General features: G+C 58.5%; 23 protein-coding genes. 21 read left to right on the forward strand and 2 right to left on the reverse strand.

Annotated elements, in window-relative coordinates; all coding sequences use genetic code 11:
- Window positions 1–230: 230 nt before the first annotated feature.
- Together C2E25_RS10565 and upp are read right to left on the reverse strand one after the other, a co-directional pair.
- Entirely contained in the window at window positions 231–1,580 is a 1,350-nt protein-coding gene (locus tag C2E25_RS10565; RefSeq protein WP_103115715.1) for a uracil-xanthine permease family protein, read from the reverse strand.
- Window positions 1,581–1,651: 71 nt separating this feature from the next.
- Complete coding sequence (gene upp, locus C2E25_RS10570; RefSeq protein ID WP_085010603.1) at window positions 1,652–2,278, reverse strand: uracil phosphoribosyltransferase; 627 nt, start codon at window positions 2,276–2,278, stop codon at window positions 1,652–1,654.
- Window positions 2,279–2,541: 263 nt separating this feature from the next.
- Between upp and C2E25_RS10575 the strand changes: the two genes are divergently transcribed.
- From C2E25_RS10575 to C2E25_RS10675, 21 genes are all read left to right on the forward strand, one after another.
- The gene (locus C2E25_RS10575) at window positions 2,542–2,976 is read left to right on the forward strand and encodes a Fur family transcriptional regulator (RefSeq protein ID WP_085010602.1); all 435 of its coding nucleotides are present in this window, start codon (window positions 2,542–2,544) and stop codon (window positions 2,974–2,976) included.
- Between the two features lie 64 nt (window positions 2,977–3,040).
- Complete coding sequence (gene feoB / locus C2E25_RS10580; protein ID WP_103115716.1) at window positions 3,041–5,017, forward strand: ferrous iron transport protein B; 1,977 nt, start codon at window positions 3,041–3,043, stop codon at window positions 5,015–5,017.
- Between the two features lie 178 nt (window positions 5,018–5,195).
- Window positions 5,196–5,846, forward strand: coding sequence for a metal-dependent transcriptional regulator (locus tag C2E25_RS10585; RefSeq protein ID WP_103115717.1), 651 nt, complete (start codon window positions 5,196–5,198; stop codon window positions 5,844–5,846).
- 270 nt (window positions 5,847–6,116) lie between these two features.
- Window positions 6,117–8,915, forward strand: a complete 2,799-nt coding sequence (locus C2E25_RS10590) for a hypothetical protein (RefSeq protein WP_146032949.1) — start codon at window positions 6,117–6,119, stop codon at window positions 8,913–8,915.
- Window positions 8,916–9,222: 307 nt separating this feature from the next.
- A complete protein-coding gene (kdsB, locus tag C2E25_RS10595) occupies window positions 9,223–9,972 on the forward strand; it encodes a 3-deoxy-manno-octulosonate cytidylyltransferase (protein WP_103115719.1) in 750 nt (249 codons plus the stop codon).
- 279 nt (window positions 9,973–10,251) lie between these two features.
- Window positions 10,252–11,859 (forward strand): CTP synthase, encoded by a 1,608-nt coding sequence (locus C2E25_RS10600; protein WP_103115720.1) that lies wholly within the window; start codon window positions 10,252–10,254, stop codon window positions 11,857–11,859.
- Between the two features lies 1 nt (window position 11,860).
- Entirely contained in the window at window positions 11,861–12,697 is an 837-nt protein-coding gene (gene kdsA, locus C2E25_RS10605) for a 3-deoxy-8-phosphooctulonate synthase (RefSeq protein ID WP_103115721.1), read from the forward strand.
- Window positions 12,698–12,702: 5 nt separating this feature from the next.
- Window positions 12,703–13,665 (forward strand): KpsF/GutQ family sugar-phosphate isomerase, encoded by a 963-nt coding sequence (locus tag C2E25_RS10610; protein ID WP_103115722.1) that lies wholly within the window; start codon window positions 12,703–12,705, stop codon window positions 13,663–13,665.
- Window positions 13,665–14,180, forward strand: coding sequence for a KdsC family phosphatase (locus C2E25_RS10615; RefSeq protein ID WP_085010594.1), 516 nt, complete (start codon window positions 13,665–13,667; stop codon window positions 14,178–14,180). The genes C2E25_RS10610 and C2E25_RS10615 overlap by 1 nt, the downstream gene beginning before the upstream one ends.
- Window positions 14,181–14,259: 79 nt before the next feature.
- Window positions 14,260–14,841 (forward strand): LPS export ABC transporter periplasmic protein LptC, encoded by a 582-nt coding sequence (gene lptC, locus C2E25_RS10620; RefSeq protein ID WP_103115723.1) that lies wholly within the window; start codon window positions 14,260–14,262, stop codon window positions 14,839–14,841.
- Window positions 14,838–15,332 carry a lipopolysaccharide transport periplasmic protein LptA gene (gene lptA / locus C2E25_RS10625; RefSeq protein ID WP_103115724.1) on the forward strand — a complete coding sequence of 165 codons (495 nt, stop codon included), beginning with the start codon at window positions 14,838–14,840 and terminating at the stop codon, window positions 15,330–15,332. The genes lptC and lptA overlap by 4 nt, the downstream gene beginning before the upstream one ends.
- Entirely contained in the window at window positions 15,313–16,035 is a 723-nt protein-coding gene (gene lptB, locus C2E25_RS10630) for an LPS export ABC transporter ATP-binding protein (protein WP_103115725.1), read from the forward strand. Before lptA ends, lptB begins: the two co-directional genes overlap by 20 nt.
- A gap of 54 nt (window positions 16,036–16,089) precedes the next feature.
- Window positions 16,090–17,571, forward strand: coding sequence for an RNA polymerase factor sigma-54 (gene rpoN, locus C2E25_RS10635; RefSeq protein WP_103115726.1), 1,482 nt, complete (start codon window positions 16,090–16,092; stop codon window positions 17,569–17,571).
- Between the two features lie 78 nt (window positions 17,572–17,649).
- Window positions 17,650–18,204 carry a ribosome hibernation-promoting factor, HPF/YfiA family gene (gene hpf / locus C2E25_RS10640; RefSeq protein WP_085010589.1) on the forward strand — a complete coding sequence of 185 codons (555 nt, stop codon included), beginning with the start codon at window positions 17,650–17,652 and terminating at the stop codon, window positions 18,202–18,204.
- 69 nt (window positions 18,205–18,273) lie between these two features.
- A complete protein-coding gene (locus C2E25_RS10645; RefSeq protein WP_103115727.1) occupies window positions 18,274–18,735 on the forward strand; it encodes a PTS sugar transporter subunit IIA in 462 nt (153 codons plus the stop codon).
- Between the two features lie 75 nt (window positions 18,736–18,810).
- Window positions 18,811–19,785: an HPr(Ser) kinase/phosphatase gene (gene hprK, locus C2E25_RS10650; RefSeq protein WP_085010587.1), complete on the forward strand. Its 975-nt coding sequence runs from the start codon at window positions 18,811–18,813 to the stop codon at window positions 19,783–19,785.
- Window positions 19,782–20,648: an RNase adapter RapZ gene (rapZ, locus tag C2E25_RS10655; protein ID WP_103115728.1), complete on the forward strand. Its 867-nt coding sequence runs from the start codon at window positions 19,782–19,784 to the stop codon at window positions 20,646–20,648. The genes hprK and rapZ overlap by 4 nt, the downstream gene beginning before the upstream one ends.
- A 4-nt stretch (window positions 20,649–20,652) precedes the next feature.
- Entirely contained in the window at window positions 20,653–21,054 is a 402-nt protein-coding gene (locus C2E25_RS10660) for a PTS sugar transporter subunit IIA (RefSeq protein WP_103115729.1), read from the forward strand.
- Window positions 21,055–21,132: 78 nt separating this feature from the next.
- The gene (locus C2E25_RS10665; RefSeq protein ID WP_103115730.1) at window positions 21,133–21,621 is read left to right on the forward strand and encodes a PTS system mannose/fructose/N-acetylgalactosamine-transporter subunit IIB; all 489 of its coding nucleotides are present in this window, start codon (window positions 21,133–21,135) and stop codon (window positions 21,619–21,621) included.
- A gap of 1 nt (window position 21,622) precedes the next feature.
- The gene (locus C2E25_RS10670) at window positions 21,623–22,315 is read left to right on the forward strand and encodes a PTS sugar transporter subunit IIC (RefSeq protein ID WP_158247217.1); all 693 of its coding nucleotides are present in this window, start codon (window positions 21,623–21,625) and stop codon (window positions 22,313–22,315) included.
- A complete protein-coding gene (locus tag C2E25_RS10675) occupies window positions 22,312–23,073 on the forward strand; it encodes a PTS system mannose/fructose/sorbose family transporter subunit IID (protein WP_103115732.1) in 762 nt (253 codons plus the stop codon). Before C2E25_RS10670 ends, C2E25_RS10675 begins: the two co-directional genes overlap by 4 nt.
- Window positions 23,074–23,239 lie beyond the last annotated feature (166 nt).

Here is a 23,239-nt window from a genome sequence, read left to right on the forward strand (position 1 = left end):
AAGGGCAATGCTCTAATTTTTATATCGGCCTACCCACAGATTCTGCGGACGAGGCAAAAATATAAATTTTGTAGATAGTCGCATGAGTTGTGCGGTTTTACAAGGGGAAATCAAGCTTTTAAAACAGGGTTTGTATGGAAGGGGGGGCTGGTAAGCCGGGGATAAACTGGACGAGCCCGGCAGCAATCTGTGCCGGGCTCGTCTGTCGTGGGACAGGCTGTCAGGTCTGCTCAGTCGTCGATCAGTTGTTCTGCAACCGGTTCCTGCTCACGGCCGTTCGGCAGCACCTGGTTGAGGATGACGCCGACGATGCCGGCCAGGCCGATGCCGCCGAGCTTGACGATGCTCAGGTCGAAGTTCATGCCGCCGATGCCGAACACCAGGATGATGGCGACGATCGCCAGGTTGCGGGGTTCCATCAGGTCGGTGCCGGCCCGGACCAGGGTGTTGATGCCGATGACGGTGATAGCGCCGAACAGCAGCACCATGATGCCGCCCATGACCGGAACCGGAATCGAGGCGAGAAAGCCGCCGAGCTTGCCGACGAATGCCAGCAGGATGGCGCTGATCGCCGCCCAGGTCATGATGGCCGGGTTGAAGGAGCGGGTCAGGGCGACCGCCCCCGAAACCTCGGAGTAGGTGGTGTTCGGCGGACCGCCGAGCATGGCGGCGAGGCTGGTGGCGAGACCGTCGCCGAGCAGGGTCTTGTGAATGCCGGGATCGTCGACATAGTCCTTGCCGGTGATGCCGCCGATGGCCAGAACATCGCCGAAGTGCTCAATGGCCGGGGCGATGGCGACCGGGACGATGAACAGGATCGCTTCCAGGTTCCAGGTCGGCAGGCTGAAGTCAGGGACCGCGAACCAGGGGGATGACGCGACCTTCTGCATGGACACCAGGGTCGGCGCAGTCCAGTTCTTCAGGGCCCCGGGGTCGAAGGTTGCCTGGATGGAGGCTGAAATACCGGCCATGTCGAGAACGACCGCGGTCAGGTAACCGGCGGTAATCCCGCACAGGATGGGCACCAGTTTGAACATCCCCCGGCCCAGCAGCGAGACCATAATGGTGACCAGCAGGGCCGTTCCGGCGATAATGTAGGCGCTGGTCTGCGGTACCAGCCAGGCCGCCCCGTCGCCGGTACGGCCGGAGGCCATGTGGACCGCCACCGGGGCGAGGACCAGACCGATAACCATGATCACCGGCCCAGTGACGATCGGCGGCAGAATGCGGTGCAGGATGCCGGAGCCGAAAATGCGAATGGCGAGGGCGAAAATGGCATACAGCAAACCGGCGGCCAGCAGGCCGCACATGGTTCCCGGGATGCCCCACTTGTCGACGCCGTAGATAATGGGCGCGATGAAAGCAAAGCTGGAGGCGAGAAAGACCGGGACTTTGCCGCGGGTGATGACCTGGAAGAGCAGGGTGCCGGCCCCGGCGGTGAAGAGCGCGACATTGGCGTTCAAGCCGGTCAGCAGGGGAACCAGAACCAGGGCCCCGAAAGCGACGAACAGCATCTGCGCACCGAGCAGGCTGTCACGGAGACGGAAATTGTAGGTTGTGGCCGATTTCTGTTCAGTCATGGAGCCCTCTTTGTTGGTATGGAGTCAAAAGCACAGCATATTCACAAACGGAGATTCACTGATTCAGGAGATTACTTGGTGCCGAAGATCTTGTCGCCGGCATCCCCCAGTCCGGGCAGGATATAGCCGTTTTCATTGAGACGTTCATCGATGGCGGCAACGAAAATGTCGATATCGGGGTGGGTTGCCTGCAGTTTCTCGATCCCTTCCGGCGCGGCGACAAGGAACAGTCCCTTGATCTTTCTGCAGCCGGCTTTCTTGAGCATGTCGGCGCAGGCGATCAGGCTGCCGCCGGTGGCCAGCATCGGGTCGAGAATCAGGGCGGTGCGGTCGGCCATGTTGCTGGTGAACTTCTGGAAATAGGGCACCGGCTGCAGAGTCTCTTCGTCCCGATAGAGGCCGACGACGCTGACCTTGGCGCCCGGGATGAGATCGAGAACCCCGTCCATCATGCCGAGCCCGGCCCTCAGGATGGGCACTACAGTAACCTTTTTGCCCTTGATCTGCTCAACGCGGACCGGTCCGTTCCAGCCCTGGATGGTGTAGGCCTCGGTTTCCATGTCGGCGGTGGCTTCGTAGGTCAGCAGGCGCGCGACCTCGGACGCCAGTTCACGGAAATTCTTGGTGCTGATATCTTTTTCCCGCAGCAGGCCGAGTTTATGTTTGACAAGTGGGTGGTTGATTTCAACGATCGCCATGGTTCCTCCTGTTTTCATCCCGGTGTTGAGGCTGCCCCTGCATCAGTGAGCTTGTTTTCGGCGAATGGGCCAGGTCAGGCATGGTCACTCTTCGTCCGGCAATATTGATTGAGGGAAAATAGCCGGTGGTGACCCCTGCGGTCAAGGGTCGCGAAACAATTGTTTGTTCTTTTCAACTGTCCCATGGAGTTTTTCGCTTGACAGGCGGTTGTCATTTTTTTAAATTGAAATTCGTTTTCACTCAAACATAAACGAGCTGATCCATGCGCCAGAGTAAGCAGCAGTTCCGCGAATACCTGGTGCGCAAGGGGCTGAAGACAACGAAACAGCGGGAAATCATTCTCGATGCGTTTCTGCGTGCCTCTACGCACCCGTCCACCGAGGAACTCTTTCTGAAAATTCGCCGCAAGCATCCCACGGTCGGCTACGCGACCGTCTACCGAACTCTCAAGTTGTTTGCCGATTGCGGCATCGCCGAAGAGCGTAATTTCGGTGATGGTCAGACCCGCTATGAATGGACCGGGGATGAAAGACATCACGATCACCTGATCTGTACCCGTTGCGGCGCAATCCTGGAGTTCGAGGATGCCGATATCGAGAAGTTGCAGCAGCAGGTCGCGTTCCGTCACGGGTTCACAATCGCCAGTCATCGTCTTGAGCTCTACGGCACCTGTCGGCGATGCACCGGCAAATCCTGATTTTTTTTGATTCCGTTATGAAAATGGTTATCAAAACCACCGCATGTGTGAAAGTGTGCAAGTGATGAAGTGTTGTCCTGAAACACCTGTCGAGATCAGTTGGTCCGAACGTAAGCTGTTCCTGGTCGGCAATCCCAATGTCGGCAAGAGCGTCCTGTTCAACGCCCTGACCGGCGCTTACACGACCGTTTCCAACTATCCCGGAACGTCGGTTGAGATCTCGCGCGGCGAATGCGAGCTGCACGGCGTTCGCTACGAAGTGCTTGATACTCCGGGCATGTATTCCCTGTTGCCGATTACCGAAGAGGAACGAGTCGCTCGCGATATCCTGCTTCAGGAGCGTCCCGACGTGGTGCTGCATGTCATCGACGCCCGCAATATCGAGCGGATGCTGCCGATGACCCTGCAGCTGATCGAATCGGGGCTGCCGCTGATCCTGGTGATCAACATCATGGACGAGGCCGAGCGCCTCGGCTTGAAATTTGATCTGCCGTTGCTGGAAGAGAAGCTCGGCATTCCCGTGGTCGGGGCGGCGGTGAGACGAAAACGGGGGTTGAAAGAGATCCGGGCCGCCATTGTCGGCTTTGATCCGCAGCAACGGGCGGCTTTCAGTTATGCCGCCGATCTTGAGCGGGACATTTCGCGGGTGGCGAGTTGTCTGACCGGGGCTTATGCCATCGACCCCAGAGCGCTGTCGCTGCTGTTGCTGCAGCGTGATGAAAGTTTGTCGGAGATGGTGCGAAAAGTGGAAGGGGACAATTATGCCGCCGTGGAAGGAGCGGTCAATGAGATCGTTTTTGAACGGCGTGTCGACCTTCATCTGCGCATCAGCCTTGAACGCAAGCGAATCTGCAAGGGAGTTCTGGAAGGGGCTTTCAGCCAGTCGGAAGAGCAGTCGCCGAGTTGGGGGGATCGTCTGTCGGCGTTGACCATGAACCCCTGGACCGGGTTCCCGCTGTTGTTGGCGGTTCTCTACTTCGGCCTCTACCAGTTTGTCGGTCATTTCGGTGCCGGGACCATTGTGGATTTTCTCGAAGGTCACTTGTTCGGAGCTTATATCAATCCCTGGGTGATTGCCCTGAGTGATAAATACCTGACCTGGCCCTGGCTCTACGAGCTGATGGTCGGTGAGTACGGAATCATCACCCTTGGGGTTCGCTACGCGGTCGCAATCGTGCTGCCGATTGTCGGCACCTTCTTCATCGCTTTTTCGATGATCGAAGATTCGGGTTATTTCCCCCGCCTGGCGATGCTTGTCGACCGGATTTTCAAACGTATCGGACTTAACGGCCGCGCCGTGATCCCGATCGTGCTGGGTTTCGGTTGCGACACCATGGCCACCATTGTGACCCGTACCCTCGAAACCCGCCGTGAACGAGTTATCGCCACCCTGTTGCTGGCATTGGCTATCCCCTGCAGCGCCCAGCTCGGAGTGATTCTCGGGCTGCTGTCGGCGGCCCCCGGCGCTTTGCTGGTCTGGAGTCTCTGCCTGTTGGGAATCTTTTTGCTGATCGGTTTTCTTTCCGCCCGGCTGGTTCCCGGGGAACGACCGATGTTCTACATGGAAATCCCTCCCTTAAGGATGCCGCAGCCACGCAATGTGCTGGTCAAGACCCTGACCCGCATGCAGTGGTATTTCATGGAAATTTTCCCGCTTTTCATCATCGCGTCAGTTCTGCTGGTGGTCGGCAAGTTGACCGGTGTCCTGGCCTGGCTGGTTTCCCTGCTGGAGCCGGTGATGCATCTGCTCGGGCTGCCCAGTGAAGTCGCCGCCGCTTTCATTTTCGGTTTTTTCCGTCGAGATTTCGGTGCTGCCGGTCTCTATGATCTGCAGACCAATGGTCTGCTCAACCCGGTTCAGCTGACTGTCGCCGCCGTTACCCTGACCCTGTTTGTTCCCTGTGTCGCCCAGTTTCTGGTGATGAAGAAAGAACGCGGCTGGAGAACCTCGGTGGGAATCTTTGTCATTGTCACCCTGCTGGCGTTCACCGTCGGCTTCGGTCTCAATCGGCTGTTGCTGTTGACGGGGATTCTGGCATGATCTGCGGGTTCTGTCGCAAGGAGATTCCGGCCAAAACCCCGGAGCAGGGTTGCGGGCGTTGCGGGGGGGGGTGCCGCAAGGTGCACTGTCCTTATTGCGGTTACGAAAATCCCCTGCCGTCGCCTCTGTTCGAGAAACTGCTGGGGCAAAAAGGGAAGAAAAAACAGGAGTAAAGCCCATGAATGTTTCGGAAAAGGCCGAGGAAATACTTGAAGCCTTGTGGATTGTTATCGAAGAGGAAGGCGACAATGCCGCGCATTTCGAGCGGTTGTCGGTCGATGCGACGGATGCCGGACTGCAGGAACTGCAACGCCTGGCCTACGTCGAGGTCAAGGGCGAGCGGGTTTACCTGCGTCCCGAAGGTCGCGAAGAAGCGCGCATGACCGTTCGTCGCCATCGCCTCGCTGAACGGTTGATGATGGATGTCCTCGACCTGAAAGGGGCGGAAGGGGATGCTCGGGCCTGTGAAATGGAGCACCTGCTGCACCGCGGTGTGGATACCAAGCTCTGCACGTTGCTCAACCACCCGACCACCTGTCCCCACGGCAAACCGATCCCTCCCGGAAGCTGCTGCGAGGAAGCTCGCCACGCCGGCGATACCGGGGTGGTCGCCTTGACCGAGTTGAAAGCCGGCGAGAGCGGCGAGATCGCCTACCTGTCAACCGGCAACGACAAAAAAATGCAGAAACTGATGAGTATGGGAGTGCTGCCCGGCAATCGGATTGTACTCAGTCGAACGTTTCCGAGTTATATTTTCAAGGTCGGGTTTTCGGAGTTCGCGGTCGATGACGAACTGGCCCGGGAGATCTTTATCCGTCGCCGGGAGTGACAAGCGGAACCTGACGCTTGCCGGCAGAGCCGTTCCGGCTCTGATTCAGGTGAGATCCTTGAACTGGCACTGTGGGCAGTGTATGGTTGCTTTTTGTCAACCCGCTGAAGAAAGTTCCTTTGCGTGCCGATGAGTATCCTGCCCCTTTATCCCCCAGTTGAAGGCTCTCAGGTTATGCACGCTGTTTCCGTCCGGCCATATTCAGGCTCTGCCCGCCTTGTCCTGCGCCTTCTCTGGACGGCCCTCTCTTTTGTCCTGATCTTTTCTTCCGTGTCTTTTGCGCGTGAACTTGTTCTCGGATTTGTTCCGGAAAAATACCAGCTTCTGGCCGACGAGCGGCAGGCTGAACTGTTGGCCGATTATCTTTCCCGCCATCTCGATCTGACCATCCGGGTGCGGGTTTTCAATGATGAGCGGAATCTGCAGCATTGGATGAATCGCTTCCGCGAGATCGATCTTGCCGTATTCAGCAGTGCCTACCTCAAGAGTGACGGACAGGGGCGGTTCCTTCCTCTCGCCGAGTATATCGACGCGGGGACCCGTCGCCATGGGGGAGGGCTGGTGGTCGGTCGCAGAGGACTTTCCGGGAACGATTTTGCCGGTATCAGGCGGGTGCTGCTCGGTGCCGACCGCGACCCGGCGGCAAGTGAGCTTCTGGCGGGCCTGCGGGTCGTTCAATTTGTCATCCCACGGCAGCCGGGGGCCGCGGAGAAACGATTCGGTCAGCGCCGGCAGTCTCCGATTCGCCCCGCTTCCGTGAAGACGGAAAAGCCCCTTTCCGACATGGCGGCAGAGTCCCGGCCCGATATCCGGATCCTCAGTCCGCCGGCCGGAGGAAGGACAGGGCCCCGGCCTTTGCTGTTGTTTGAAACCGAGGCGGAGGTGGTGCGCGTCAGTCTCGATGGGAAAGTGATTCCGCTTGCCGGCGGTGCTCGGCTCGGGCCACTTTCAGACGGCCGGCATGTGCTGCGGTTCAGTTCTCCGCAATTCGCTCAGCCCCGTCAGGTTGTTTTTCGGGTTGACGCAACCCCGCCGATGCTGACCGTCGACCTGCCGAAGCATGAGGTCTCTTCCTCTCAGGCACTGATTTCCGGCTCGCGGGAAGAAGATGCCCGCCTGCGACTGCTCGACGCGCAAGGCAGGGAGGCTGCCGAGCTGTCCTTCCCGGACCGTACCCATTGGCGGGCAACGTTGAAGGGGCTGATCGAGGGGGAGAATCGCTTCCAGGTCGAAGCCCGTGACGCCTATGGTAATCGTTTGCGCCTGCCATTGCGGATCATCCGAAAAATGCCGATGTCCCCGCCGCCTGATACTGTTCCCGGTCCATCTTCATCTGTCACGGTTGCCTCGGCGCCGATGACTCCTGTTGTTGCCGTCTCTCCCCCGGGGGAGACCGGTGGATTGGCGCGGCAGGTGACAGGTGGCGGTCATGTTCCGGAGCTGAAACTGCTCAGTCCCGAGCCCCGCACCTACGCAACCGCCCAGCCGCCGGTTGATTACCGGCTTTCCGATCCGACGGCCCGGCTTGTCATCGAAGTCGATGGAAAGCCGGTCAGAATGGTTGATGGTCTACTGCCGCCCCTTGCTGACGGTGCTCACCGGTTGCGGCTGAAAGCCGTGGATGCGGATGACCATACAGCCGTGCAGGAGGTGGCCTTCTCGATCGATACGACCGCGCCCGAGTTTGCCGTTCAGTTTGATCCTCGGCCGTTGTCGGTGAAACAGTTGACCCTGCGCGGCACCCGCGATCCGGGAGCTTTTATCGATCTGCTGGCGCCGCCCGGCGTGGTGGTCGGAGCCACCCGCTATCCCGTGGAAAACCGCTGGGAGATTGATCTGGACAGGTTGCCGGAAGGTGAGCTGCCCCTGCATTTTTCAGCGCGTGACCGTTTCGGCAATACCAGCCATAAGGATATCAGCCTGCACATCGACCGGACCCCGCCGCGCCTGGAGGTCAGCTCGCCCCGGCCCGGCCCCGGTCATGATCCCCGGCCGCCGCTGCAGGTGAAGGGCGAGGGTGGCCCCATGGCCGTGCTGCTGAACGGCCAGCCGGTGCCCGTCGATGCGGGACGACTCGGTCCGCTGGCTGACGGCAGCTACATCCTGCTGGTGCGGGAACAGGATCTTGCCGGCAACCAGAGCCAGCAGCGAGTCGCTTTTCAGGTCGACACCAGGCCGCCGGAGGTGGTGATAACATCACCGGCGCCGGGGGCGCGGTCCTCCGCCTTTCCGATTGTCGATTACCGGGTGAGTGACGGCAGCGTTCGGGTGCTGCTGGACGACAAACCGGTGGAGGTAGCGCCGGGAACCGCCCTGCCGCGGCTTGCCGATGGCCCCCACAGACTGCAGGTGGTTGCTGTCGATGAGGCCGGCAACGAGGGGCGGGCGGAGGTTGAATTTCTCGTTGACAGCACTGCGCCCGAGGTGGTCCTGCTGTCGCCGGCAAGCGGCCTGACCGCGGACAACACGCCCTTGCTTGAATACGAGGTGGACCGGGGTGAAGTCCGGGTGCTGGTTGATGACAAGGTGGTCGACAAGCGGTCCGGGATGTCTCTTGATCCTCTCCCCGGGGGGGAGCACCTGGTACGGGTTGAAGCCTGGGATGAAACCGGAAACGTCGGTTACGCCGAACGTCGGCTGATCGTTTCAACCGCCCGCCCCGCGCCGGCCACTGAAGATGAAATTGTCGACGACCTTGTCGAATTCAGTGTGTCTCTGACCCCGGAAGTGGTGTCCCATCGCTACGACGGGCTGCTGACCCTCAAGGTCGGTCCTCTTCGCCGGGCCGGGACGACGCTCTACCTGGAACAATGGATCGACAAGAATGGCAATGGGGTCGCCGACTCGGGCGAACAGATCGTCCGGGTGTTCAAGCTGGTGGACGGACTGGCTTCTCCGAGTCCCCGTGTTCCCGGCGATATTGACGGTAAGGCGGATCGCATGATCACCACCCGTTTCAGTCTCGACCAGCTGCACGACGGTTCACCGGGGCCGATACAGTATGTGCTGCTTGCCATGGGCGACAGCCATGTCGCTGAAACCGTTTTCCGGGTCGTCCCCGAACCCTGACTCGGTCTGCAAAACGAGATGGCGGGCCGGGACATGATCCCAAATCCACCGGCAATTTCGGGATTCGGCTGCCGTTACGGGTGAATCTGCTTTGTTGCCGTCACCGCTTCGGTGCTCGACGTAGCGCGGCTACGTCTGCGCCCGAAACGGCGCGGCGCCGCGCATCTCCACCCGTTCCGCCACCCTCGGTCCACAAAACAGCCGGTGGATCTGGGATGATGTGGAGAGAGCTGTTGACAGCTTATCCCCCTTCTTCTACATTACGCGGCGGCTTGCCGAACGTCACCCTTTCCCCCGAGAGGTTCCCGTGGATGTAACCATTGTTATTCCGGCCCGCTACGCTTCGAGTCGTTTTCCCGGAAAGCCGCTGGCCACCCTGCAGGGTCGTCCGATGATCCAATGGGTCTATGAACGCAGTTGTTCGGCCCGGTTGGCCTCCCGGGTGCTGGTGGCGACCGATGATGAACGGATCGCCGACGCGGTACGCGCCTTCGGCGGCGAGGCGGTTCTCACCTGCGCCGATCACCCGACCGGAACCGACCGCCTGGCGGAGGTCGCTTCCGGGCTGGAAAGCGAGTTGATCGTCAATGTCCAGGGGGATGAACCGTTGATCGAGGCGGCGGTGATCGACCGGGCGATCGCGCCGCTGATCGAGATGCCCGACCTGCAGATGGGAACCCTGTGCGCGCCGTTGCAGGGGCCTGATGAATTCCTTGATCCCAACGTGGTCAAGGTCGTCTGCGATCAGCGGCAGATGGCGCTCTATTTCTCGCGGGCTCCGATTCCCTATCCGCGCGATCATTTTCGGCAGCTCGAAGAGAAATGGGACCGTTGCCCGGCATTCAGGCATATCGGGCTCTATGTTTACCGGCGGGAATTTCTGCTCCGTTATCCGACGCTGCCGCAGACGCCCCTGGAGAAGCTCGAATCACTGGAACAGTTGCGCGCCCTGGAGCATGGCGTCGGCATCAAGGTTGTTCCCACGGAGCATGCCGCCATCGGCGTTGATACCCCCGAAGATCTGGCCAGGGTTGAGCGGATACTGGCCGGACGCTGATCGGTTGTCTGTTTGTGGTTGATGCTTTCCATTTATCGGTGTGATGTGTAAAATCATTTTTTCAGTGCCGGTCGGATGATGGCCGAGTGAACAGGATCCTGAATCGGTGAGTTTATGCCGGATGGAGAGTGCAGGTGCTTGCCCTGGATACGGTTCCCAAAAATCTGAGGTGCACCCATAGGTTCGCCGGTGATTTTCGGGAATCGCAGGCAGGGCAATGATTTGTGCTATCCGCCGGGGATGAACTCACTGATTCAGGATGATATGCAAGGAGTTTTCATGAAAACCAAGTTTCTTTTTATTACCGGCGGCGTGGTCAGCTCTCTCGGCAAGGGACTCTCGGCCGCATCCATCGGGGCGTTGATGGAGGCGCGCGGGCTGCAGGTTTCGATGCAGAAGATGGACCCCTATATCAACGTCGATCCGGGTACCATGAGCCCTTTTCAGCATGGCGAGGTTTTCGTCACCGACGACGGCGCTGAAACAGACCTCGACCTCGGTCATTATGAACGCTATACCTCGGCCGGGCTGAGCCGCAAATCGAATTTCACCACCGGCCAGGTTTACGACTCGGTCATCCGCAAGGAACGTCGCGGTGACTATCTCGGCGGCACGGTCCAGGTCATCCCCCATATCACCAACGAAATCAAGGCCAAGATTCTTGAAAATGCCAAGGATGTCGATCTGGCCATCGTTGAGGTCGGCGGTACGGTCGGTGATATTGAATCACTGCCGTTCATGGAGGCGATCCGCCAGTTCCGCACCGATCGCGGTATCGATAACGTGCTCTACATTCACCTCACCCTGGTGCCCTATATTCCGACGGCCGGAGAGCTGAAAACCAAGCCGACTCAGCACAGCGTCAAGGAACTGCGTGAAATCGGCATCCAGCCGGACATCCTGCTGTGCCGCTGTGACCGTGAGATTCCGCGGGACATGAAGGCAAAGATCGCGCTGTTCTGCAATGTTCGTGAAGAGGAGGTCATCACCGCCCGTGATGTCGCTTCGATCTATGAAGTGCCGATTGCGCTGCACGAACAGGGGCTCGACGAACGGATCATCGAGAAACTCAATATCTGGACCAAGGCCCCGGATCTCTCCGGTTGGAAGCGCATCATCAACCGCATTCAGGAACCGGCCGATGAGACGACCATCGCCATTGTCGGCAAGTATGTCGATCTGACCGAAAGTTACAAGTCGCTTTCCGAGGCCCTGGTTCACGGCGGAATCGCCAACAATTGCCGGGTCAACCTCAAGTATGTCGATTCGGAATCGATCGAGCGGCATGGCATCAATGATACCTTCGAAGGAGTCGATGGTATCCTGGTGCCCGGTGGTTTCGGTGAACGCGGCAGTGAGGGGAAAATTGCCGCTATCGGCTATGCCCGGGAAGCGCGGATTCCCTTCTTCGGCATTTGCCTCGGCATGCAGATGGCGGTGGTCGAGTACGCGCGTAATGTCTGCCGCATCGAAGACGCCCATTCCTCCGAGTTTCACGACCAGGCCAAAAACCCGGTGATCCACATCATGGAGGAACAGAAGAAAATCAAGGGGAAGGGCGGCACCATGCGCCTCGGTGCCTATCCCTGTGAACTGGCCGAGGGCTCTCTGGCCCGCCGCATTTATGGTACCGACCTGATTTCGGAGCGGCATCGGCATCGCTTTGAATTCAATAACGGCTATCGCGAACAGTTGCGGGAATGTGGACTCGGACTCTCCGGGATCAATCCCGAATCGGACCTGGTCGAGGTTGTGGAACTGGCCGATCATCCCTGGTTTCTCGGTTGTCAGTTCCACCCGGAATTCAAGTCCCGGCCGATGGATCCGCATCCCCTTTTTGAATCATTCGTCGGCGCCTGCCTGAAGCAGGGCGACGGGAAGGATTGATATGCAGTCCGTTGATGTAGCAGGTGTCAGGATCGGAGGTGATGCTCCCCTGGCGTTGTTGTCCGGCCCCTGTGTGATTGAAAATCTCGATCTGACCCTGCGGATCGCCGAATATCTGCAAAGGTTGACCGAAAAGCTCGGCGTCGGACTGGTCTTCAAGGCCTCCTATGATAAGGCCAATCGCTCCTCGTCCCATTCTTTTCGCGGGCCGGGCCTGGACGAAGGACTTGAAATTCTGCGGCGGGTCAAGGATGAGTTCGGTCTTCCGGTGGTGTCCGATATCCATGATATAAGTCAGGTGTCTGCCGCCGCCGAGGTTCTGGACCTGTTGCAGATCCCGGCTTTTCTCTGCCGCCAGACTGATCTGTTGCAGGCCGCCGCTCGAACCGGCAAACCGGTCAATGTGAAAAAGGGCCAGTTCATGGCCCCCTGGGATATGCGCAACGTACTGACCAAGCTGGCCGAAGCCGGTGGCGACAAGGTCCTGCTCACTGAACGCGGCAGCAGCTTCGGTTACAACAACCTGGTGGTTGATATGCGTTCGCTGGCGCTGATGCGGGAGTTCGGAGTGCCGGTGGTTTTTGATGCGACCCACGCCGTTCAACTGCCCGGTGGCGCCGGCGACGCTTCCTCCGGACAGCGGGAATTCGTTGCCGGGCTTTCCCGCGCTGCTGTCGGCATGGGCATTGACGCACTTTTCTGGGAGGTTCACGAAGACCCCGACCGGGCTCTTTGTGACGGCCCGAATTCTTTGTCGCTGGACAGCCTTGAGGGCCTGTTGACCCAGGTGCTGGAGATTGACCGGCTGATCGACGGCCGTCAGTGTTTAACGGACTGATTTCTATGATTGATATCGCAAAAAAGGTTCTGCAGGTTGAGGCAGATGCGGTCCTGGCGCTGCAGCAGCGACTGGACGGCCAGTTCAGTGCCGCGGTGGAGATGATCCTCGCCTGTCGCGGGCGGGTAGTCATATCGGGTATGGGCAAGTCGGGGTTGATCTGCCAGAAGATCGCCTCGACCATGGCTTCAACCGGTACCCCGGCGCTCTTTCTGCATCCCGCCGAAGGTATTCACGGTGATCTCGGCATGATCATGAAGGATGATGTCATCATCGCCGTTTCCAATTCCGGAGAAACCGAGGAGGTGCTGCGCATTCTGCCGGTTATCCGTCGCATGGGGGTGCCGTTGATCGCCATGACCGGCAATCCGCAAAGCACTCTCGCCAAGGCCGGGGATGTCAGCCTCGATGTGTCCGTCGCTGAAGAGGCCTGCCCGTTGGGTCTGGCTCCGACCGCCAGTACCACCGCCACTCTGGCCATGGGGGACGCCCTGGCGGTTGCTCTGCTGGACCGACGTGGTTTCAAAGAAGAGGATTTCGCTCTTTTTCATCCCGGCGGAGCGCTCGGCAAGAGGCTGCTGCTGAGGGTCGAGGATCTGATGCACTGCGGTGAGGAGATCCCCCTGGTTGACGAGGAGACCCTGCTGCGCGACGGGTTGTTCGAGATTACCAGCAAAAAACTCGGCATCACCGGTGTTGTCGATTCTCAGGGCGGCCTGCTCGGAGTCTTCACTGATGGTGACTTGCGGCGTTGCATGGAACGTGGTTACGACGTGCTCAATTCTCCGATCAAAGATGTGATGACGGCCAGTCCGAAGCGGATACTGCGCAGTGACCTCGCGGCCAAGGCCCTGCAGCGCATGGAGGCCCACTCGATAACCTCCCTGTTTGTCTTTGCCGACGACCAGGCAGCGGAACCGGTCGGGATCGTCCACCTGCATGACCTGCTCAAGGCGGGGGTGGTCTGATGGAGAACAAACTGCGAACCGTGAGGTTGCTGTTGCTCGACGTTGATGGCGTTCTGACGGACGGCCGGATCATCCTCAGCGACTCGGGCGCGGAGACCAAGGCCTTCAATGTGCGTGACGGTCATGGATTGAAATTGCTGCAACGGGCCGGAATTCAGGTCGGCATCATCACCGGGCGGCAGTCACGGGTGGTTTCCCACCGGATGCGGGAACTCGGCATCGACCTGATCGTCCAGGGGGCCCGGAACAAACTGGAGCCCTATCTGCGGATATTGTCGGATCTCTCCCTGTCTCCGGAGCAGGTTGCCTACATCGGTGATGATATTGTCGATCTGCCGATTCTCACGCGGGTCGGATTTTCCGCGACCGTTGCCGACGGTTGCCCCGAGGTCCGGGAACGGGTCGATTTCGTTTCCCGTTATCCCGGCGGCGGCGGCGGCGTGCGGGAGGTCTGCGAAATACTGCTCAAGGCCCAGGGACACTGGGAACGGCTGATGGCCCCGTACCTGGCTTGATGACTTCTTACAATTCCTGTGCCAAGTCCCTTTCCGATGCTTTACTCCCCTCGGCGGCGATGCTATACTGGCCCCGTTTATGAAGCAATTTTTTTCCGCCCGACATTTGCTGGTTGTTGCCATCCTGGTGCTTTCCGGGATGCTGGTGCTGGTGATCTCCCGGCGCTACACGCGTATTGAACCGGTCGCGGTGGATGTGCCGGCGGCAGGCGCCGATCTCTCCCTGGCTAAAATCGACTATACCGAAACCCGGGGCGGGAAGGCCTTCTGGAGGTTGCGTGCCGACCGGGCCAGTTATGATCTTGAAACCGGGCGGAGTCGTTTGCATAATGTCCATCTCAGCTTTTTCGGCGCGGGTGACTCCGGTGTTCTGACTCTGGATGCCCGTCGGGGAGTGTGGGATGAAAAGGCCGGTGAGTTCGTGGTTTCCGGTAACGTTGTGGCCCGCAGTGAGCGGGGGTATGCATTTTCCACCGATCGTCTCCATTATCGCCAGGCCGAACGACTGCTGTGGACTGATCAACCGGTGAGATTGAGTTCCGGGCAGTTTGAGGTTGAAGCGACCGGGATGCGATTACTGGTTGATCAGCGCCGGCTGAAGCTCCTGGCAGACGTTCGCTCCAAATGGCTGATCAGGCCGGATGACGAGGAAAAGGGATGAAAACCTACCTGTTGCTGATCTTTCTCTGTCTCTTTTCCGGTGCGGTTCGGGCGGCTTCTGTTGCGCCCGGGGATGCCCCGTTGGAGATTACTTCCCGGCAGCTGGAAGCGGATGATGCCGCTGGGACCGTGACCTTTATCGGTGACGTGGAGGCCCGCCAGGCGGACCTGGTGATCCATGCCGGTCGCCTGACGGTGTACTACCGGGGCGAAGCGCGCCAGGTTGAGCGGATTGAAGCTGAGCAGGATGTTCGAGTCGTCCAGGGACAGCGGGTCGCCACCGGACAGCATGCGCTCTATCAACGCAGCAGCGGCAAACTGGTATTGACCGGGAATCCGCGCATCAACGATGGTGCGGACCAGGTTTCCGGCGATAAGATCACCGTGTATCTGAACGATAACCGCAGTGTTGTTGACAGTCGCGGGGAAGGGCGGGTCAAGGCCACCTTTCATCCGCGGGGAAAGCAGAGTGATGCGGACGCTGCGCGCTGAAGGTCTCTGCAAGAGCTACCAGAAGCGCCAGGTGGTACGGGATGTCGATCTGCAGGTCTCCTCGGGACAGGTGATCGGTCTGCTCGGCCCCAACGGCGCGGGCAAGACGACCTCCTTCTACATGGTTGTCGGGTTGGTGCGCCCCGACCGGGGGCGGGTTTTTCTGGATGACTGCGAACTGACCGGCCTGCCGGTCTACAAACGCGCCCGGGCCGGTATCTCCTATCTGCCCCAGGAAGCGTCGGTCTTTCGCAAGCTGACGGTTGAGGAGAATCTGCTGGCAATTCTTGAAACCCTTGACATCGGTGCCGTTCAGCGGACCGAACGGATGGAGCAGTTGCTGGAGGATCTGCGCCTGACGCATGTCGCCAAAAGTTATGGTTACGCGTTGTCGGGCGGGGAGCGAAGGCGCCTGGAAATTGCCCGCGCACTGGTCATTGAACCGGTTTTTATTCTTCTCGATGAACCCTTTGCCGGGATCGATCCCCTGGCGGTGATCGATATCCAGGGAATTGTCGATGGTTTGAAAAAAAACGGCATCGGTGTTCTGATCTCTGATCACAATGTTCGTGAAACCCTCGATGTCTGCGATCGTGCCTATATTCTCAATGCTGGTGAAATTCTCGAATTCGGAACGCCGGAAGAAATTGCCGGCAGCAGCCGCGCCCGGGAAATCTATCTGGGGGAAAAGTTTCGTCTTTAGAAATGAAAAGGCTGGTGGTAAGCTCTACCGGAGCACGCACTGAATGGAGTCCTGATGGCCCTGGAATTACGTCAACAACTTAAGATGAGCCAGCAGCTGGTGATGACGCCCCAGCTGCAACAGGCAATCAAGCTGCTCCAGCTCTCCCGCATGGAGTTGCTGGATATGGTTCAGCAGGAGCTGGAAGAGAACCCGATCCTTGAAGAGGGGGGCGAGCAGGCAGAGGAGAAGGAACCCGAGGAGCCCGAAACCGGGGAGGAAACGACGGCCGCGGCCGAGGCTGAAAAGGCTGAAGCGGAACCCGCCAACGAGAATGCCGAGGAAATGCCCGAGGATCCGGCAGGGCTCAAGGATGAGATTGACTGGCAAGCCTATCTCGAAGGTTACACCCAGTCGGGAACCACCGCCGATATCTACGAAAGTGACGACGACCGCCCCTCCTACGAGAACCTGCTGACCCGCAAGAGTACCCTTGCTGAACACCTGATGTGGCAGTTGAATCTGTCCCGTATCGTTGACAGGAAACGTGCCATCGCCGCCGAGATTATCGGCAACCTTGACGCTGACGGCTACCTGCAGGCGTCACTGGAAGAGATTGCCGGAGCCTGCCGGGTGACCGCCGAACAGGTCGAGGAGGTTCTGCTGCTGGTTCAGCAGTTTGACCCGCCGGGGATTGCCTGTAGAGATCTGCGGGAATCTCTGCTGCGCCAGGTTGAACATCTTGGAATGCAGGGTTCTTTGGTTGAGCGGGTGCTGCTCGATCACATCCGGGAACTCGAGGCTCGCAAGTATCCCGTCATTGCCAAGGCGCTTGGCGTCAGTCTCGATGAAGTCCTCGGAGCGGCGAAAATCATTTCCAACCTCGACCCCCGTCCCGGCAGCGCCTATGGCGAGGAAGATGTTCATTACATCACCCCGGACATCTTTGTCTACAAGATCAGTGATGAGTACGTGGTGGTGTTGAACGATGAAGGGCTTCCGAACCTGCGCATCAATTCGTTTTATCGCAACGCCCTTTCCGGCAGCAGGGAAGTCGATGCCAAGGCAGGTGAGTATATTCAGGAAAAAATGCGCGGCGCTCTCTGGCTGATCAAGAGTATCCATCAACGTCAGCGCACCATCTATCGAGTCACCAAGAGCATTGTCAAGTTCCAGCGCGAATTCTTCGACAAGGGCATTGCCTATCTCAAACCACTTGTGCTGCGTGATGTTGCCGAAGATATCGAAATGCACGAATCGACGATCAGTCGGGTGACTACCAACAAGTATGTGCAGACGCCGCAAGGTCTTTTTGAGTTGAAGTTCTTTTTCAATAGCGGTATAAGCACAACCGGTGGGGATACCATCGCCTCTGAAAGCGTCAAGAGTAAGATTCAGGAAATTATTTCCGGAGAAAATCCGAAAAAACCCTATTCAGATCAGAAGATTGTCGAAATTCTGCGTGAATCCGATATCGATATCGCCCGGCGCACGGTGACCAAGTACCGTGAGATGCTCGGCATCGGATCGTCCACCGAACGTAAGCGACTCTTTTAAGCTGGTCAACGGTCAACGGGGCGATATACTTCAGCTATCGATAACGCCCCACGAGGCATTACCAGGAGGTAGATTCATATGCAAGTTGCCACAACTTTCAGACACATGGAAGTCAGTGCACCCGTTCGTGATTATCTGCAGGAAAAACTCTCCAGGGTCAAGAAGTACATCGAAGAACCGATCGATGCTCAGGCGGTTCTTTCGGTGGAAAAGAAGATCCGTCATCGAGCCGAGGTGACTCTGGTCGCCAAGGGAATTACCATCAAGGGCACCGAGACCACCAACGATATGTACGCAGCCATCGATGCTGTGGTCGACAAGATCGAACGCCAGCTGAAACGCTACAAGGACCGCCTGAAACGGCACAAGCCTCTGTCCGGGAGAGAACGGCAGGTTCAGAAAACCGTTCTCAAGGCGGAGAGTGTTGATGAAGAGGGTTCATCGGAACCAATCATTATTCATTCCCACAGCTTTTCGGTCAAGCCGATGTCGGTGGAAGAGGCGGTCATGCAGATGGATCTGCTGCACAAGGATTTTCTTGTTTTCACCAATGACCGAAACGAAGACATCAATGTTGTCTATCGCCGCAAAGATGGCAACTACGGCCTGATCGAACCTCAACAGGGAGCCTGATCTCACATCGGTTCAGGGGGAGAGTCCCGCAACTCTCCCCCTGACTTGTATCCGAACTCAGTCAGAATTATGAAGATTATTGATCTACTTGACCCCGCTGCGATCTCTGCCGACCTGCAAGCTTCCACCAAAGCAGAGGTCCTCGGAGAGTTGACCGATGCCCTGATGCGTGTTGAACCGTCCCTTGATCGCGACGAGGTGGTCGCGATCCTCCAGGAACGGGAACAACTCGGCAGCACCGGGATCGGCGATGGAGTTGCCATTCCCCATGGCAAGTTGAGAAAGCTGGACAAACTGCTGATTTCTTTCGGCCGCAGTCGCGGTGGAATCGATTTTGATTCGATGGACGGGCGTCCGGCCCAGCTTTTTTTCCTGCTGGTCGCGCCTGAAGAGTCGGTTGGCGTCCACCTGAAGACCCTGGCGCGCATTTCCAAGCTGCTGAAAAATTCCGCCGTCCGCCAGGCACTCCTTGATGCCGAGGATGCCGAAAGCATCTACGGAATTATCGCCCGGCAGGAGGAATCCCTTTAGCGTCCCCCCAATGTTTTCATAGCATGGCCCGTGCCGTCCCGGAACAGGCCCCGACCTTTCAGAGGACCGATCCGCATGCCCGGAATCACGATCCAGGATATTCTGAGTGAAAAGGAAGCCGGCCTTGACCTGGAATTGCTGGCCGGCGAAAAGGGCCTGTTGCGTCATGTCCAGGTTCCCCGAATCCAGAAACCCGGACTCGCTCTTGCCGGGTACGTGACCAATCTTCATCCCGACCGTCTGCAGGTGCTCGGTTCAACTGAACTGAGCTATCTCAACCATCTTCCGGTTGATCTCGCCGAGAAGAACCTGGCCAAACTCTGTAACGTCGATATCTGTTGTTTCATCATCACCAAGGGGCAGGAACCGCCATCGATGCTGGTGCGGGAAGTTGAGGCTCGGGGTATTCCCCTGTTGCGGACTCATCACCAGAGCTCCACGTTCATCTCGCTGATCACCCAGTTCCTGGAAGAGCGACTGCTGCCGTCGACCACAATCCATGGCGTCCTGGTCGATGTCCTCGGTGTCGGGGTGTTGCTGCACGGCAAAAGCGGTATCGGCAAGAGTGAAGTCGCTCTCGACCTGGTGCTGCGCGGCCATCGCCTGGTGGCTGATGATGTTGTCAAGGTGCGGATGAAACTGCCGGCAGTTCTTTTCGGCGAGGGGATGGATCTGCTTCATTACCATATGGAGATTCGCGGGCTCGGCATTATCAATATCAAGCACCTGTTCGGCGTTGCGGCCATCCGGGAAAGAAAGAAAATTGATCTGGCCATCGAGCTGGTTTCCTGGGAGGACGGACACGAATATGACCGTCTCGGGCTGGAGGAGGAAAAATACAAGGTTCTCGGGTTGGGGATCCCGCTGCTGAAGATCCCGGTTCGTCCGGGGCGGAATATCACCAGCATTGTCGAAGTGGCGGCTCGGAACCAGTTACTCAAGGAGATGGGATACAACAGCGCGGTGGAATTTCAGGACCGGCTGGAAAAACGCATGGCAGAAACCGCCTGGTTGCATTCCCACACCATTATCGGAGATAATCTCGAATGAGTACCAAGCGGGTTCTTGTCATTACCGGGCTGTCGGGTTCCGGCAAGAGCTGCGCCGCCCGCGCCCTTGAAGATGTCGGGTTCTTTGTCGTCGACAACCTGCCATTGCCTTTACTGCCGCAATGCCTCGGTCTGGCGACCACCTTCCAGCCCGAGGGGGGGGAGTTGGCGGTGGTTGTCGATGTGCGCAACCGCGACTACCTGGCCGAGGCCCGCAGCACCTTCGAAACCCTTGCCAGGACCGGTTTCGAAATCGAGATTTTCTTCTTCGAGGCCAACAACGACGTTCTGACACGACGTTTTTCTGAAACCCGGCGCCGGCATCCCCTGGCCAGTCAGGACCAGGTTGTTCACGGGATCGAATTGGAGCGGGCGCTTCTTGCAGAGATGAAGCAGCTGGCGACCCATTTTATTGATTCTTCCTGGCTGACACCTCACCAGTTGCGCAACCAGGTGATACGACTGGTCAGTGGGGATCCGTCAAGTCAGCAGCTTGCGGTTCTGCTGCAATCCTTCGGTTTCCGTTTCGGGGTGCCGGTTGAGTCAGACCTGGTTTTTGATGTTCGGTTTCTTCCCAACCCGCATTACCATCCCGATCTGCAGCCGTTGACCGGTATGGATCAGAGAGTTCGAAGTTTTTCTCTTGAAAATCCTGTCGGCAGGTCTTTTCTGCAGAAACTTCAGGATATGCTGCAGTTTCTGCTGCCCCAGTATCGTCAGGAAGGGAAGAGCTACCTGACGGTCTCTATCGGTTGTACCGGCGGCCGTCATCGCAGTGTCGCGGTGGTTGAAACCCTGCGCGGTCTCCTGCCCGGTGAAGGGTTGCATGTCGATGTTCTCCATCGGGATGCGACCAAGAGGTGAATCGATGATTGGTCTGGTGGTTGCGACCCATTCCCGGTTGGCGGCGGAGCTGCTCAATGCTGCCGAAATGATTATCGGCCCCTGTCTTCATGCCCGCGCGGTTGCGATTCTCAAGGAGCAGGGTGTCGAGGAGATTCGCTCCGAGATTGAAGATGCTGTTGCCTCGGTGTCCGCTGACGGGGATGGCGTGGTGATCATGACCGATATGTTCGGAGGGACGCCTTCGAACGTCAGTCTGTCATTTCTCGAACCGGGAAAAGTCGAGATCGTTACCGGGGTTAACCTGCCGATGGTGATAAAATTCTTCAACAGTCAGGAGTCTCTTTCCCTGGCCGAGCTCGCTGCCCTGCTCAAAGCTTATGGTCAGCAGAGTATTACCCTGGCCAGTGATTTTTTGCGTCAGTAGTTTTATCAACCTGAATCAGGCAGGAATCTTACGCTCCGGCGGTGTGGGTGCCCTGGTTCCGGCTCAAGGATATAGCGAATGAGTGTTGTTCTCGCCCGTATCGATAACCGGTTGATTCACGGCCAGGTCCTGGAGGCCTGGGTGCCTCATACCCAGGCGGATTGTATTGTCGTCGCCAGCGACAAAGTGGCCGGGGAGCCTTTACGCCGCGCGGTGATGACCGCTTCCGTACCGAAGAATATCAAACTTGTCATTGGTGGATTGACCGAGTTGGCCGAACTGGTCCGGCAGGGGGTGTTTTCCGCCCGACGTGTTCTGCTGTTGTTTGAAACGTCCGCCGACGCTCTGCAGGGTCATCGGCTGGGATTGCCTTTCGACCGTCTCAACCTGGGCAACATGCACGCAGGAGCGGGCAAGCTTCGCTGTTCCTGTACCATCTCTCTCGATGACGATGACATTGTCAATCTGCGTTGCCTGGAGGAAGAGCAGGGAGTGCAGATCGTGTCCCAGTGCATCCCCGCCGACCGGGAGCGTCCCTGGCGCAAGCTGGTGCAGACGGGAGCCTGAGGTGACCTGGACCGTTTTGTTGTCGGGAGGACTGATCGCCATTGTGGCCGGGCTTGATCGCACCGCCCTGCTGCAGATCATGTTGTCCCGACCGTTGGTGGCGGGATCCCTGCTTGGCTGGCTGCTGGGCGTCCCGGAAAGCGGACTGCTGATCGGGGCCCTGTGTGAACTGCTCTGGCTGGCGCGCATGCCGGTCGGTGCTGCGATCCCGCCGGATGACACCCAGGTCGCTGTCGGCGCCACCTGCCTGACGGTTCTGCTCAATCCCGCGGGTGGGTTTGCTCCGGAACCGGTAGCCCTCTTTGCCCTGCTGCTGGCAATGCCGCTGGGAAAGGTCGGTCAAGGGTTCGATCGGTTGGCGCGAAACTGCAACAGCCGTCTGTTGCGGCGCGCCGAGAGAGCCGTGGCTGACGGTCGTGAAGAACGGATTGAACGCCTGCATCTGCGTGGAGTGCTGCATTTCGCCGGCGCGGCTCTGGCGACCTTCGTGGTTGTCGTGGCGGGGGGAATGCTGATCGGGATGCCCTTGCTGCCAAGAGCTGTGCCCTTGCTTCAGCCGCTGACCGGTGAGTTGGAACTGCTTTTTCCCCTGGTCGGCGCGGCGGTCATCCTGGCGACTCTGCATGTCAGCCGTGCCCTGACCCTGTTCAGTACGTCGTTCGTGACCGTGCTGCTGACGATCTGGCTGCTATGAAGAACGCCCGAGGACAGATCAATGCCCTGCTGGTCGGTCGTTGCGCGCTGCGTTCCTTTCTGCTTCAGGCCAGCTGGAATTTCGAATCTCTGCAGGGATTGGGAGCCCTTTATGTTCTGGCCCCGGCATTGCGTTGTCTCTACCAGGGAGAAGAACGAAAACAGGCTTTTCAGCGTCATCTCGGCTATTTCAACAGCCATCCCTACCTGGGAACCGCCATTCTCGGATCGGCCATTGCCCTGGAGGCGGATGCCGCTGCCGGGAACCCGCAGGACGGGGTTTCGGCAAGTGACTTCAACGGCATGATGATGGCGCCTTTCGCCGCCATGGGGGATGCCCTGTTCTGGGGGGGGATTCGTCCCCTGGCTGCGGTGCTGGCCCTTTTTTTTGCGGTCCGCGGATCGTTGCTGGCCTGCGTCGTGTTGCTGATGGTTTACAACCTGCCGCACCTGTTCTTTCGCTTCTGGGGATTCTTCCGGGGCTGGCAGCGGGGTGTGGAGATTGTTGCAACTATCCAGCGCTGGCATCTGCCCGATCTGGCGATTCGCATCAAGGAGGCAGTCGTTATCCTGCTGGGTGGTTTGTGCGCCATGTGGGTTTCGATGATGTTGCATGACAAGGGTCTGCCGCCCGCGGTCGGTTTTGTTGCCCTGCCGGTGGTCGGTTTCTGTTGCTGGCTGGCGCGCAAGGGGGTTTCTCCTCTGACCATGATCTACCTGGGGACCTTCCTGGCGCTTGCAGTGAGGGGCCTGAAATGAACCTGAATCAGTGAGCCCCTTGTTGGCGGATAGCACAAGTCATTGATCTGCCTGAGCTTCCCAAAAATCACCAGCGAACCTGTGGGTGCGCTTCAGATTTTTGGAAATCTCGTTCAGACCAGGTACTTGCACTCTCCATCCAACAGGAACTCACGGATTCAGGATG

The sequence above is a fragment of the Geothermobacter hydrogeniphilus genome (genome assembly GCF_002898515.1).
Classification (GTDB): domain Bacteria; phylum Desulfobacterota; class Desulfuromonadia; order Desulfuromonadales; family Geothermobacteraceae; genus Geothermobacter_A.